General features: G+C 37.2%; 10 protein-coding genes and 1 other RNA gene. 3 read left to right on the forward strand and 8 right to left on the reverse strand.

The genetic code is table 11. The annotated features are described in order from the left end of the window. Positions 1-165: 165 nt before the first annotated feature. Positions 166-696 carry an inorganic diphosphatase gene (ppa, locus tag FD729_RS03305; protein WP_159931860.1) on the reverse strand — a complete coding sequence of 177 codons (531 nt, stop codon included), beginning with the start codon at positions 694-696 and terminating at the stop codon, positions 166-168. A gap of 1,665 nt (positions 697-2,361) precedes the next feature. Between ppa and pmbA the strand changes: the two genes are divergently transcribed. After that, positions 2,362-3,702 carry a metalloprotease PmbA gene (gene pmbA / locus FD729_RS03310; protein WP_159931861.1) on the forward strand — a complete coding sequence of 447 codons (1,341 nt, stop codon included), beginning with the start codon at positions 2,362-2,364 and terminating at the stop codon, positions 3,700-3,702. A 204-nt stretch (positions 3,703-3,906) separates the two neighbouring features. Here the strand turns inward: pmbA and dolP are convergent, their stop codons facing one another. Both dolP and diaA read right to left on the reverse strand, forming a co-directional pair. After that, entirely contained in the window at positions 3,907-4,482 is a 576-nt protein-coding gene (gene dolP, locus FD729_RS03315; RefSeq protein WP_159931862.1) for a division/outer membrane stress-associated lipid-binding lipoprotein, read from the reverse strand. A gap of 18 nt (positions 4,483-4,500) precedes the next feature. Next, the gene (gene diaA / locus FD729_RS03320) at positions 4,501-5,082 is read right to left on the reverse strand and encodes a DnaA initiator-associating protein DiaA (protein WP_159931890.1); all 582 of its coding nucleotides are present in this window, start codon (positions 5,080-5,082) and stop codon (positions 4,501-4,503) included. A 1,268-nt stretch (positions 5,083-6,350) separates the two neighbouring features. Here diaA and rsmI point away from each other — a divergent pair. Further along, complete coding sequence (gene rsmI, locus FD729_RS03325) at positions 6,351-7,214, forward strand: 16S rRNA (cytidine(1402)-2'-O)-methyltransferase (protein WP_159931863.1); 864 nt, start codon at positions 6,351-6,353, stop codon at positions 7,212-7,214. Between the two features lie 33 nt (positions 7,215-7,247). Then, positions 7,248-7,644, forward strand: an RNA gene (gene rnpB, locus FD729_RS03330) — RNase P RNA component class A. A gap of 695 nt (positions 7,645-8,339) precedes the next feature. Here the strand turns inward: rnpB and FD729_RS03335 are convergent. From FD729_RS03335 to FD729_RS03355, 5 genes are all read right to left on the reverse strand, one after another. Further along, positions 8,340-8,612 (reverse strand): YqjK-like family protein, encoded by a 273-nt coding sequence (locus FD729_RS03335; RefSeq protein WP_159931864.1) that lies wholly within the window; start codon positions 8,610-8,612, stop codon positions 8,340-8,342. After that, positions 8,599-9,003, reverse strand: a complete 405-nt coding sequence (locus FD729_RS03340; protein ID WP_204162612.1) for a phage holin family protein — start codon at positions 9,001-9,003, stop codon at positions 8,599-8,601. The genes FD729_RS03335 and FD729_RS03340 overlap by 14 nt, the downstream gene beginning before the upstream one ends. A 2-nt stretch (positions 9,004-9,005) precedes the next feature. Further along, positions 9,006-9,311: a YqjD family protein gene (locus FD729_RS03345; RefSeq protein WP_159931865.1), complete on the reverse strand. Its 306-nt coding sequence runs from the start codon at positions 9,309-9,311 to the stop codon at positions 9,006-9,008. Positions 9,312-11,677: 2,366 nt separating this feature from the next. Continuing rightward, complete coding sequence (locus tag FD729_RS03350) at positions 11,678-12,640, reverse strand: TerC/Alx family metal homeostasis membrane protein (protein ID WP_159931866.1); 963 nt, start codon at positions 12,638-12,640, stop codon at positions 11,678-11,680. 815 nt (positions 12,641-13,455) lie between these two features. Continuing rightward, entirely contained in the window at positions 13,456-14,181 is a 726-nt protein-coding gene (locus tag FD729_RS03355) for a polyphenol oxidase family protein (protein ID WP_159931867.1), read from the reverse strand. Positions 14,182-14,294 lie beyond the last annotated feature (113 nt).

Consider the following 14,294-nt stretch of genomic DNA (forward strand, 5'->3'; position numbering starts at 1 on the left):
TATGATACGCGAAAAAACTTTCTATTGTGAGGTTTATAGCATCAGTGATATTACGATGGTACGCTAAACAAGTAAGGTCATTATCTTGATTGTTTTCTAGATAGAGCAAAATGCGTTATTATACATTGCTTAGAAGACACTCGCTCAAGAGTATCGGCATAATCATTACTGTTTTTGCGCACGCGCAAAGGCAGTAATGATTTCAGATTGAGCAGCTTTAGCATCATTCCAGCCTTTAATTTTGACCCATTTACCTTTTTCCAAATTTTTATAGTGCTCAAAGAAGTGGGTGATCTGAGCGCGCAGCAATTCTGGCAGATCGCTTATTTCTTTGATGTGATCGTAGTCTTTAGTTAGCTTAGTGTGCGGTACCGCTAATAATTTGGCGTCTTCTCCAGACTCGTCGACCATTTTTAGTACTCCAACTGGACGACATCGGATAACAGAGCCAGGCTGCAGCGGATACGGTGTTGGGACCAGAGCATCAACCGGATCACCATCTAGTGCTAGCGTGTTGTTGATATAGCCATAGTTACATGGATAGAACATCGCTGTAGGGATGAAACGGTCTACGAATAGAGCTCCAGAATTTTTGTCAATTTCGTATTTGATTGGTTGAGCGTTAGCTGGAATTTCAATAATAACATATATATCTTCTGGCAGTTTTTTACCTGCCAGCACTTGGTTGAAACTCATAGGAGTCCTTAAATTAATTATAAGGTAGGTATTAGCTATTATACCTAACTAACTCTAAAAGTATGCTAATTTTCATCTTTTAGAAGATATTTCGTGTTACTTTATTTTGATGCGAGAAACAGAGCAGTGATTTTCCGTAGCAAATATTGGTTAGATCCAGTACTCTAAAAAAGAAGACGATATCAATTGCTGTAATAATTAATAACCCCATTAGTAATTAGAATTATTGCGTATTAACTAATATTAATACTACGTGTTTCTAACAACATTCTGAAAAGATTCACAAGAATCACATGTATCAACTCGATTGACCAGTTTATAACACTTAGCAGCTTTACTGGTTTCATTTTAAAATGGCATTACAAAAAGTAAAAGCATGATCACCGTATTTTACTTTAAAGTTTATATTTAATGAGCTGCTGTTGAGGATGTTTATATAGAAAATACTTGAGTTCTTCTAACGTGAATTCCCTTTAGAAAAAGGGAACAGTGCTATTATAGGGTAATATCTCCTTATATGAAGGAGATGTTTCGTGCTATTACTTTATTTTTCGTCTGTGTGTTCAACGAAGAACATCCATGGTGTACACTTATTACAGAGCACACGTAGTTTATTATTAATATTTATGTAGATAGTAATGCTATAATAAAAGATTATTACGTTTTTTAGAGGTTACGTGGAAATTCTTTATTAAAACACCGATGAAACAAAATGTAAAAAGATTGCTAACATTTATTCATAGTACCAATGAACGCTAGTCTATCCCTTTGAGGAAAATTACAGAATTAACTATTTATTATTCTTTTACTGAGGGCAGTAACTCTTAAAGTTGATTATTATCATAAGTTTTGTAGGCATTGACGTAAAGTTTAAAATTAGCGACATTTAGGTCATTACCCATTAAAGATTATCAAACAAGAGTACAGTTCTACTATATTTACAATATTCGACAGGTTTTGAGCTCAACATAAGTATTTTTTTAGATTTAATATAATTTTATCTTTTAGGTAACTTATAAAATACAGGTCTTTTATAAAAAAGAATGATTGATTCTATTAGATTTTTACACTATTTTTATTTTCTTTTGTGTATTGTGGAGCTTATCATCATAGATGTTGGTGTTGAATATGAGTATGGAGCGCTCTTGCCTTGTTCAATGCTTCACTGATCTACTCAATTAAGTAATCGTACAGTATTCGTATGTTATAGAATGACGTAATTTGATATTTGATAGTTGTAACGATTCTTGATCTTATCAAACGCCTGGCTTATTGACTTGAGCCTCAATTGCAAAGCAATAACTGATTATCTATAGCTGATAGTATTGACCTTCTTTCTTAATACATTTTGCTTAAGTTTATTAGCGTTAATATCGGACAGCAGTTCTTATAGTAAGCTTCTTTATAGTATTTATATTTAGTTTAAATAAGTTTAACGCCTAAGCCTTTCAGCTCTTTACAGGTGCGTTTAATTGAGATTTTACTTATCCATCATCTCTTCTTTTAATTATTTAGAATATCTTGTGGCTACTTATGAGGCTGTTTATTGATTTTCAATGATTTCTTAAAAAAAGCGTATTCCTACTAGTTTATTGGGTAATTGCGAAATTATTCTCTAATTCTGATAGACTTAAAACTTTTATCATAATACTAGATGGTAGGACTATGAACTTATCTATTCAGGTCTCAGAACAGCGACAACTATTAGAACAGGCAGTTTCTCAAGTACTAGATTTAGCAAAAGTTATTACCGATGGTGTGGAAGTGGCAGTGACTAAAACCATAGGAATAAGTGTAAGTACTCGTTATGGTGAAGTGGAGAACATCGAGTTCAATAGCGACGGCGCACTGTGCATTACTGTTTATCACGAGAATCGTAAAGGCAGTGCCTCTTCTACCGATGTTACTATAAAAGCGATTAAACGTACCTTACAGGCAGCAGTAGATATCGCACGTTATACTTCAGTTGATCCTTATTCTGCGCCGGCAGATGCTGATTTGCTCGCTTTTGACGCACCTGATCTCGATCTTTATCATCCTTGGGAAATTAATGCTGATCTAGCAATTAGAATTGCCGCACAAGCAGAGCAGGCTGCATTACAAGCCGATCATCGTATCACAAATACTGAAGGGGGAAGCTTCAACAGCCATGTCGGCATAAAGGTATTTGGCAATAGTCATGGCATGATGCGTAGCTATTGTTCTAGTAGACATTCTTTATTAAGTAGCGTGATCGCTACTCAGGACGGTAATATGGAGCGCGATTATGCCTATACAATTGGTCGTGCTTTTGAGGATCTAAAGAGTCCAGAATGTGTCGGTAAAGAGTGTGCTCGCCGCGTATTAGCACGCTTGTCACCTCGTAGACTTTCTACCATGACAGCACCAGTTATTTTAGCATCGGAAGTAGCCACTGGTTTTTTTGGACATTTAGTCGGCGCTATTAGTGGCAGTAGTGTTTATCATAAATCTACTTTTTTACTTAACTCATTAGGCCAGCAAATTATGCCTGAATGGCTTACTATTCAGGAGCAACCACATTTAAATAAAGGTTTAGCATCGGTGCCTTTTGATAGTGAAGGAGTACGTACCCAGGCACGTGATATTATCTTAAATGGTATATTGCAAACCTGGTTACTCACCACCTATTCGGCACGAAAGCTAGGGTTAAAAAGTACTGGTCATGCGGGTGGTATTTATAACTGGCTTATAGATGGTCAGGGATTAAATTTTAAAGATTTATTGAAACAAATGGATCGTGGCTTAGTGGTAACTGAACTAATGGGGCAGGGCGTAAATATCATTACTGGAGATTATTCACGTGGTGCTGCTGGCTTTTGGGTAGAAAATGGTGAGATTCAGTATCCTGTAAGTGGGATTACTATTGCTGGTAATCTCAAGCAGATATGGCGTAATATCGTTGCAGTAGGTAACGATATTGAAACACGCAGTAATATACAATGTGGTTCGGTGTTATTGCCTGATATGAAGATAGCTGGACAATAATAAATTAACCTCAGTTTCTAAAAAGCAGCACTTTAGCTGCTTTTTTTATAAAAATTACTTATAGTTATATATTTGTTTGGGTGAAATCTGAGACATAGTCAGATATTAGGTATTAGGTATTAGGTATTAGGTATTAGGTATTAGTAATGTTATATGGTATTCTAAATGATAGAAAATGCCAATTTATACGTATAAAATATTTATTTACTTTAGTAGTGTAAAAGCAGTGGTAACATGTTTTACGTTGTTGACTCTGCTAGCTATATCCGCAGCTGCTGTTGCTTCTTTTTTAGTGACTAAACCTAAAAGAAAAACTTCACCGTTTTCTGTAATGATTTTTACGTTAGATAATTTTACTTGATTACTACCTAGTAACTGGGATTGAATTCTAGTAGTTATCCAAGCATCAGATGATGCAGTACATAAATTTATTTTTTTGCTAATTCTAATTTCGTTATAGACATCAGTGGAACCTTTTACGTGTAAAGTCACTTCTTTGGCGCGGTTCACAATCTTTTGCGATAGCGCTTGGCCGGTTAATAGCACTTTTCCTTGATAGACGGTAGTGATAATGCGTGAGTTGGTTTTAATCTGCTGATCTCTTGCCAGAGTATTTCTGATTCGTAGTTCTAGAGTATTATCTTTGATTTGTGTAATGAATGTACGGGGATCGATAGCGGTTTTTGTAGCCACGGCTGTGCCACCGGCGGTAACGACGGCGGCACAGCCGTGCAATAGCGCGGTAGTTAATAACATTGCAATAGTATTCAATTCCTTCATATATGCTTCTTCAATTATTCAGTGAGGAAAAATAGTTCTATCAATTAGAGCGCATAGACAGTTAAGAGTAAGCATATGCAGCTCCTGAATACGTGCGCTACGGTACGAAGGTATTCGAATTTCTACATCGTGTAAACCCAGAAGACCGGCTAGCTTCCCTCCATCGTAGCCGGTAAGCGCAATAATAGTCATATCATGGGTAACGGCCGCTTCCACTGCCTTAACAATATCAGGCGAATTTCCACAGGTAGAAATTGCCAGCAGAACGTCACCAGCCTGACCTAGTGCTCGTACCTGTTTAGCATAAATTTCGTCATACTGACGATCATTGCCAATTGCCGTTAGTATTATGTTGTCTGAGCTGAGTGCCAGCGCAGGTAAGCTAGGTCGCTCAGTTTCAAAACGATTGATCATGCTGGCAACAAAGTGTTGCGAATTCGCCGCTGAGGTGCCATTGCCACAGCTAAGGATTTTACTATTATTTAGCAGGCACTGTACCAACATCATGACAGCTCGGGAAATGGCATCCGGTAGCACTTCTGCAGCAGCAATCTGTGTTTGAATACTTTCAGTAAAATACTCTTTAATTCTGTCCTGCACACAACCACCTAGGTTTTTATCCATACATCTTAATTTAAAGGTATTGGGAGCTACTACGGCATGTTAATGTTGTCTTTCAGAAGGTGGGAACACTCTTGTCCTGACTAACTGGCTCCATCAGAATCTCTATTGATCACACAATACTACTCTACGTTCAGTTTACTAGTGTTGCCGTCTAGGGTAAAAAAAGAAATGGGTAAAGTACCTGCTTAAAACTATCTGACATCATCTACATAGTTCATATTCACTCCCTCTATACTGTACTGTATTAGTGCTGAATTGCGTACTAGAAGAGTATGGAAATATAGATGCACTTCAGTTCATTCTCATATCTTGATAAAAATCGAGCTCCATTTAAGTTTGGTGCAAGTACTCGATCTGGTGTAAAATCAGACCGTATAAAAATTATACAGACAGTAGGTATGATGATTATCAACTTGCTCGGCTTCTGCTAATTTTCTGCTGTATCGAAAGATAATGCTGAACTAACATCATTGTTGCTGTGTATCAGCAGAGGCTGATATTGTCTTTGATCTTATATATGCGATGTAATATTACGCTTCTTCTCTAAAAGAAAAAGTAAATCCGCTAAGGTTTATTAAAAGTCAACGAAGGCCAGAAAGCCATAAGCGTCTACTATTAGCAATTGCCTTCTCAGTTCTCTCTTACAACATAGATACCACCATAATATGGCGACATCCTACTACCTTCTTTCTGATACCGACTAAATCAACTTAATTAGTATCGTAAATTTTAGTTAGTATTGATTAAAGAGTATTGCGCACCTCACATATAATACTTAGCGTATGTGAAAATCCTTTTCAATCTTAATGATAAATAGATTAACTTTATTTAGTAGCTAGATTCGCCCGTCATGTTGTAGTTGTTTAAATAGGAAATAAAATTTAAGCCGTGTCGCTGAGTTAATTGGATAATTTGTTGAGCTAATCTGCTGTTCAATTTATGTAAATTTTACTTTTTTATTATTTTTATAGGCCACAGATAACAAGGAACTGCTATTAATAGCATATTATCGTAGCAGCTTTATTGTACTTTTACAGGTGTCAAGCCCAATTTATTAGTCATACATTCTGGAACATTGATGTTTGAGACTTACAGAGCTGAACCTTGACAAAACAGAAAAGTTAACCATCGCAAAGTACGCGAACAAAGTTGTCACTTTAGAACGCACGATTTTTCAAAGGAAAAATATTATTGCCAGTAATTTTTTTCAAAATGATTATTAAATTTGTGATTTGGATAAAAAAATGAAAGCACTAGTTCAAGAAGAGAGTTTTGCCGGTACACTCTATATCGTTCCAACTCCGATTGGTAATTTAGGTGATATTACACAGCGAGCTTTAACAGTGCTTTCGGGCGTTGATTTAATAGCAGCAGAAGATACCAGGCATACCAGATTATTGTTACAACATTTCTCGATTACTGCGCATCTTTTCGCACTTCATGCTCATAATGAGCAGCAGAAGACGGAGCTACTGCTGACAAAGTTACAGGAAAGGCAGAGTATCGCGCTAGTGTCTGATGCCGGCACGCCGCTAATTAATGATCCGGGTTATCATCTAGTGCGTCGCTGTCGCAAAGCGGGCATCCGTATTGTGCCGCTGCCTGGTCCGTGCGCTGCTGTGACAGCATTAAGCGCTTCTGGATTACCAACTAATAGTTTTTGTTACGAAGGTTTTTTACCCGCTAGAACTAAGGCACGTTGTGATACTTTACACGTACTAGCGCAGGAGCCGCGTACTCTTATCTTTTACGAATCAACTCATCGTTTGCTCGATAGTCTGCAGGATATAGCAAGTGAATTGGGTGGTAGGCGGTATGTGGTGCTGGCGCGCGAGCTAAGTAAGACTTGGGAATCGATTTATGGTGCACCGGTGAATGATCTGCTAGCGTGGATTAAAGAAGATGAGAATCGCCGTAAAGGCGAGATGGTCTTAGTTGTCGCAGGTTATAGGGCGGACAAAAAAGCACTGCCTGCCGATGCATTGCGTACGTTGGCACTACTTCAAAAAGAGCTACCATTAAAAAAAGCGGCATCTCTAACGGCAGATATTTATGGTATCAAGAAAAGGGTGCTCTATCGCTATGCCATCGACCATCAAGAAGCGTGACAAATAAAAGATAATATTCTATTATTGAGAATTGAAGCTGACCAGACAGTCGCCGCTTTGTCTTTTTCTCTAAGATTTCTCTAAGAAGACAGACAGGGGGGAGGAAAGTCCGGGCTCCATAGGGCAAGGTGCCAGGTAACACCTGGGGGGCGTGAGCCTACGACTAGTGCAACAGAAAGTAAACCGCCAGTTGATCCATTGATATTGTGTATGGAATTATCAGGCAAGGGTGAAAGGGTGCGGTAAGAGCGCACCGCGCGGCTGGTAACAGTTCGTGGCACGGTAAACTCCACCTGGAGCAAGGCCAAATAGGGGTTCGCATAGTACGGCCCGTACTGAACTCGGGTAGGTTGCTTGAGCCAGTGAGCGATTGCTGGCCTAGATGAATGACTGTCCAAGACAGAACCCGGCTTATAGGTCAGTTTCTTTTTTCATTATGTAAAAAGCCTGTAGAAACTGGTAAGAGAGTAGGTTTCTTTCAGCCGAGCTATAAAAATTGAGTTATGATTATGCAACAATACTAGGTTGCTTTCCTACTTTATAGTAGTAGGGATAGCCGGTACGAATTAGCAAAAAAAAGTGTTTGGAATATGATCATTGAAGCGGGTTTTTAGCTCTCATCGCGAGGCTGAGGGAGGGAAGAATACATAAATATTATTAAAGTTTTCCCTAATCCTTTAAATTTAAATCTCCTGATAGGATCCCCCGATTATTGTTTTTAATATGCTAAAAAATCTGCCTCTCCTTTTTTTGCTACCACAAATGTATTTATATCCTGAATCTTAAGTGTCTATGATTACTATCTAATAGTATAGTTGTTAGAAATGCCCTTTCTTGCACAAAATCGTCATAAACTAGAAAATAGTATCTCTCCGTAAGGGAATAGAATAGGTGCTAAGAGCAAACGAGTATATTAAAATCTTTATGCTTAATTATTCTAACTAGAATAATGGCAGGGGTAAATACTAGTTTTTAATGTTAGTAAACAAAATACTATCTTGATATTTGTTAAATTGATAGCACATAGGGGAAAGGTAGGTAGAAGCTAAGGTACTCTATAGATCTTTTCAGGAAATCTGAACGGAAGCTAGAGCCGGTGGGTTTCACCGGCTGAAGAGAAAGTAATTAGCGTTGCTGCAGAACCTTTTTCAACATGCGCCAAGTGCTCCATACACCAAAGCCGCGCTTAATCAGTCGAAGAAATCTATTCGGACTAAGTATCAACCAGATCGTCAGATAACGCTTCATGTTAAGGAAAGTCAGCCAGCAGCGATCATACTGCGCCGTTCTCTGTAAAAAATCATGACAGCTGGCACTGAGATCCAGTCTCTGCTGCCGTACTGTATCTAACAGCAACTGGATCTGTTGTTTGTCATGTTTCTGTTTACTTATCGTCATGTGATGCCTCTAGCAACTGACGGTCAATTTCTAGCTCTTGGAGCGTATGGCGTAATAGCGTGGAACGATGTGATTTACGTAGGCTCCACAATCCAAAAATTATTGCTAGTAAAAAGAAAATTCCTGTAATGATGCAAATTGCCATCAGACGATACTGCGGGTCAATAGCCCATATAATCAGCACAATCAAACTCATCATACTGAAGGCAGTAAAAAGGACTGTTAAGCCAGAAATTAGTAATAGTTGGATTAAATTAAATTTTTCGGCTTGCAGCTCGATCACTGCAAGACGTATACGCGTCTCAAGCATACTAACTAGTATGGTAATAATGCGTTGGCCGATGTTGAAAACCCCTTTACCTGGGCCGTATCTCTGCCGTGAGTGCGCCATAATTAACGTTGTGAAATCAAAATGCCAATAACCACTCCCATAGCTGCGCCGATACCAACGCCATGCCAAGGATTTTCACGTACGTAACTATCCGCTTTCTGTGCCACTTCACGCGTTGTTTGTGCCAAGTATTCGCTTGAATCGCTTAGGCGTTCACGTGAAGTATCCAAAACAACTCGCGCTTTCTGACGTAGCCTATCCAATTCGCTTTTAGATTTGTCTGCAGTGCTATTTAGCACCTCTTCTAAGGTGTCCGCCAGATTTTTTAACTCAGTACGCAAATTTTCTGATGAAGTGCCTTTAGACATGTCATGTTCCTTTTAAATTTAGTAATGTATGAGTGTGGATTAATAAAGCTTCGCACTTAGTAACTTGTTTAGCTATTAGCGTGCTCTTCCCGTTTTATTTTATAGCGGTATATGGCAAATTTTCTCCTGTTGTTACTCTATTGAAGCTTATGTTGTCAACTTGTGTTCGATACTTTTTTTTGACACCTTTAAAAAACTCTTGATAATTTACCTACAGACAGACTACTCATGTTGCTATCTGAGTACAATTATCACCTTAGTTAATTAAGGTTCGATCTATTATATCGGTGCATCACTGGGTTTCATTCTATTTATCATCTCAACTGCATGAAAACGATTCTGATATTTTTAATGATAGAATCATCCCCCCATAACGTTAGATTCTTTAAAAGAAAAAATTACAACATCAAGAATTTATTGAAATATAATTATAATTATCTTCTCTTCTCTAATTCTGATCTACTGTAACCGCATAACTAAACGATTTCATATTCCACGTGACTAATAATGATCTCCCTGTAAAGCATAGACAGCACTCGCCAAAAGTTCAAAAACCGTGGAGATACAAAATCTCCGCAATTATCTCTTCTTAGTGAGACAGCAAGAGAAAATTAGGAGATTTTTAGTGATTTAGTGGATGCATATGCAGAATCTAGATATCTAATAACCACAAAACCATCCGGCAGCAGAAAGCGTTGCTCTTGACTTTGAAAATGAATCATTCTCATTATGCTGATAATAAGATAGAGTCTGATGTTATAAATGTTTATAATTTTCTATTCCGATTTGCTTAGTTCAATCGCCGTAATGCCAGTTATAATCTTATATACTGCTTACCAGCATTATGAGGCAGAACGTCAGTAATTTTTCTTTTTGTAGTGGTGGAAGATTGATGTTTTATCAAGCGTAAAGTCGAGCACTGCAAAAATACGGACCTATATTATAGGTTTAACGTCAGTAAAAAAATTATCAGCGAGTATTGCTCAGACCGGAGAAGCTAAAGTATTAAGCAGCAACTCGCTAACAAATATGCCTTAGCTGATAATTAGTACCTAAGGCTGTCTCCAATAGTAAGAACCAAGATGGTTTAGTAGAAAACTTCTATTATCTTTATTGATTAGTATACCCTAATTTAGGAACCGGTCGCTGTGCGAGAGCAGCGAGTCATTCTCACAAATAGGAGAATTAAGTAATTTGTAATATCCCTTTTTTCAGGTCTAATCAGAGAGGATTTTATAGCTCCCCTCCCTATACCATAAAGTATACAGCAATACTAGATACAGTATCCAGTAATTATTCTGGAAGAATTATAAGTAATAGACTGTAAAGAATACAAGTACAGACTGGGTTATCTACATAATAAAAATATTCTCCAATGACTCATAGAACTATTGAAAAGTCAGAGAGATTCATTCAGTCATTTCTATAATGTTTTCTCATATATTAAATTCTTAAATAAATTATCATACCGCTTTAAGACTAGCATCATTAAAGAGAAATGTTGATGCTTTTGCTAAATTAGGAGAATTTCTCCTTCATGTGAGAAGACAGTAATATTGTTAGTATGTAGTGATAAATATTTGAGTATCGTTCTTTCTACGGAGATTCACTTTTTTTCCTAAGTTTGAATACTGGTTGATTATGCAACACTGTTTAGTCCATAAAAGTCTAGTATGTTAAATATCTCATGGCTAACTTTAGTATTTTAATAAATCTAGCATAACTGTATCATGACAAAGTAAGTGAATTGGCTTGCCATGGTAGTACTGTCGGGTGTAATATGTGGTTTACAATTACCTCAAAGAGGTAACGGTATTAAAGGTGAGATAATACAGTGTAGACCATATATTACTAAACTAATATATACTAACATAGCCTTTTAAATCTGATGTATTTACTTTTTATAAAGTGGGGCTTTTGTAATAAAATTTAGCATAGTTTCGCATATTATACTAAACATGAACTCGTGTCCAGCTCTTTAGCATAAAGAGCGAATTTAACTTATTGGATCATTTCACAAAAAAAGAACTGTTAAAAACTCATTTTACTACATGAAAAACTCCTTCTAATTATAGTTAGATTTTTTAGATAGTGAATGTTATTATTATTAATAATAATAACGTACTGTACTTTATCATACCAAGTCAAATTTTAAATAAATTTTTATTAGAAAAAATTAATATTATACAATTTAGTAAATGGAAAGTTAGATCCAGGAAGTGGTATTAAGTGACATTTAATCATGCTGGGTTTTTTAAAAAACTGATATTTAACTATTGCCTCTTAACTGTATTTTCGAAGAAAGAATTGGACGATGACTGTCATTATTGTCTTTTCTCTTCTCTCATGTTGCTAACTATTTTGAGTTATTTCTTGTTGTTCTTCTGATTTACCCACGCGTTGATAAATATAGTTGAACTAAGTATAGTGCTCACTATACTTAATGAAATTGCTACAGGAATATGATAAATTTTGGCGATTAGCATCTTAATGCCGATAAAGACTAGTACGATAGCTAGTCCATATTTAAGCATGAAGAAACGCTCAGCAACGTTGGCAAGCAAAAAATACATGGCGCGTAGACCAAGAATGGCGAACAGATTAGAAGTCAATACTATAAAGGAATTGGTAGTTACGGCAAAAATAGCTGGAATGCTATCAAGTGCGAAAATAACGTCACTTAGCTCTATTATAACTAATACTAAGAACAGTGGAGTAGCAAAAATAACACCGTTTTTAAGGATGAAAAAATTTTCTCCTTCTAAGGTATTGGTGATATTCAGATGCTTACTCAGCCAGCTTACTACTATTTTGTAACCCATTTTCTTTTTATGTTTTTCTTTATTAAAAATCATTTTCAGGCCGGTTAGCAATAAGAACATACCAAACAGATATAAGATCCAGCTGAACCGCATTACTAGCCAGTTTCCTGCCAAAATCATGATAGTACGGAGTACTATAGCGCCTAGTACACCATAAATAAGCACACGCCGCTGTAGAGAGGCAGGAATAGAAAAGTAATTAAAAAACATTAACCAGACAAAGACGTTATCTACTGCTAGCGCTTTTTCCAAAATATAGCCGGTTAAAAATGCCAGAGTTTGCGTTGTTGCGATTGAGTACCCAACTTTGCTTTCAGTATACCACCAGAATACGCCGCTAAATAGCAGAGTGACTGATACCCAAATCAGTGACCAAATCGTAGATTGTTTAAAACTTATAGTTTGTGTCCCGTGCTCTCTTCCCCGTAAAAAAAGATCAATTATCAGCATGGTAAGCACCACCATCGTAAAGCTGCCCCAAAGAAAAGGCGTTCCTACAGTCTGCATAGTGTTTCCTGCTGTGAAAAAAGAAAAAAACAGCTGTCACTAGAAAACATTATATTACTTGTAAAGCAAGCTGATACAGAACTTTGGCAAATGTCCGACTACATAGCACAGAATTAGATTTCGGATTATCTGCATACTGCATTTATATTCATCGTAATAAAGTATATACTAGGGTCGAGGACGTTTGCGTGAGTGAAAGAGCGATTACCATGAGTACCTTTGCTTTGTAATTAATAACTTATTCAAAGCCGCTTAAAAATCTTTAATCGAATAGCCTGTAGTAAAACTATGATTTCCACATCGCTGTAGCTTAACTACGGTGTCAACTAGCAAAATCAGTGATAGTTTTTTACGGGATTGTCTGCTGCGACTGGCTTATTTGTCTGAATAACTATTTTTAGTAGCTTTAACGGCCGGTGTATAGATTTTTCCATCTTCTGTGCATACACGACATCAGTAATCGGTAATGCTATCCACTTTCTTAAAACAAGAATCGAGTGTCATGTAATTCTACTATTGCCATTCCTTATGTGTTTAGTGGGATGTTAGTAACCACAATCAACTTTACTTTTTTGTTCTTTGAAGAATAGAGAAGATACATACATATCATGAGTATGTTCTTACAAATAGTATTCAGAACAGGTGAACACAGTTAAATAACGCCCAGCTCAGAGGGGAGAATAATAAAAGAAAAAGGGTAATGATCGTTCACCAGCACATCACTCACCATAGATAGATTGTTAGATAAATTTTCTATAAAAAATAATATGTTAAAAACATTGAACAGTATTATGAGATTCATCAAAAAGCAAGGTTCATGCGTTGCAACGGCGTATCCATGAATAGAATGATTGGTAGCCGTTGTTAAAGTGGGTATTGCGCCGGTAGCTCGATCCAATTTCTGCCATACAATAGGTGCATAAGCCAATATTTTCAATATTTGTAGATCTCACTCCCACTTGTTTCAGTATCTCTGTTGCCATTTGCGGGAGATCAAACCATATGCTGTTTTGCGTAGCATGTGCCTGAGCCCTCACAGCGAGCGGATTATACGGTTGCTTATAATGCCAGCAACAATGCTTTAGCAAAATTGGCATCATATGAGTTATTTGTGCCAGTTTTTTTGCGCTTATTTCATAACAACACGGAGCGATTGCCGGGCCGATGGCGATGTGGAGATGCATTGGTGAAGCTCCTTCTATGCAAAGTCGTTCAACAGTACGATCTAGGACACCCTCTAGCGCACCTTGTAGACCTACATGTACTGCTGCTACATGTTGATGCTGCGTATCAGCGATTAAAACCGGTAAACAATCAGCTGTGTAGACCGCCACCGGCCGAATGCACAGCCCAATGATGCCGTCTGATTCACGACTTTTAGGTAGTGTATTAGCGTCGTCGTCATATACCACTATCGGACTATGTCGTTGCAGGCCGTAAAAGGCTCCTGCGGGCGGCTTCTCACCTGTGGTCTGGAAAGCATATTCTACCCACTTTAGCGCATCAAGTAGGGTGGAACGTATATGGGCATGAAATTTCATTTCAAAACTTTACCTTTTTATCCTAGGGATGTCATGTCAAATATTACCGCGATGCTGCTGTTAATTTGTTAAATTTTTCTGAAAATATCATTTAGAGTTTTTTAGTTGATATT

The sequence above is a fragment of the Pantoea sp. Nvir genome, from assembly GCF_009829915.1.
Taxonomy (GTDB): Bacteria; Pseudomonadota; Gammaproteobacteria; order Enterobacterales; family Enterobacteriaceae; genus Pantoea.

Coding starts and splice junctions, on each gene's coding strand:
- ppa (WP_159931860.1), bottom strand. CDS start 696: ATGAGTTTCAACCAAGTGCTGGCAGGTAAAAAACTGCCAGAAGATATA.
- pmbA (WP_159931861.1), top strand. CDS start 2,362: ATGAACTTATCTATTCAGGTCTCAGAACAGCGACAACTATTAGAACAG.
- dolP (WP_159931862.1), bottom strand. CDS start 4,482: ATGAAGGAATTGAATACTATTGCAATGTTATTAACTACCGCGCTATTG.
- rsmI (WP_159931863.1), top strand. CDS start 6,351: ATGAAAGCACTAGTTCAAGAAGAGAGTTTTGCCGGTACACTCTATATC.
- FD729_RS03335 (WP_159931864.1), bottom strand. CDS start 8,612: ATGACGATAAGTAAACAGAAACATGACAAACAACAGATCCAGTTGCTG.
- FD729_RS03340 (WP_204162612.1), bottom strand. CDS start 9,003: ATGGCGCACTCACGGCAGAGATACGGCCCAGGTAAAGGGGTTTTCAAC.
- FD729_RS03345 (WP_159931865.1), bottom strand. CDS start 9,311: ATGTCTAAAGGCACTTCATCAGAAAATTTGCGTACTGAGTTAAAAAAT.
- FD729_RS03350 (WP_159931866.1), bottom strand. CDS start 12,640: ATGCAGACTGTAGGAACGCCTTTTCTTTGGGGCAGCTTTACGATGGTG.
- FD729_RS03355 (WP_159931867.1), bottom strand. CDS start 14,181: ATGAAATTTCATGCCCATATACGTTCCACCCTACTTGATGCGCTAAAG.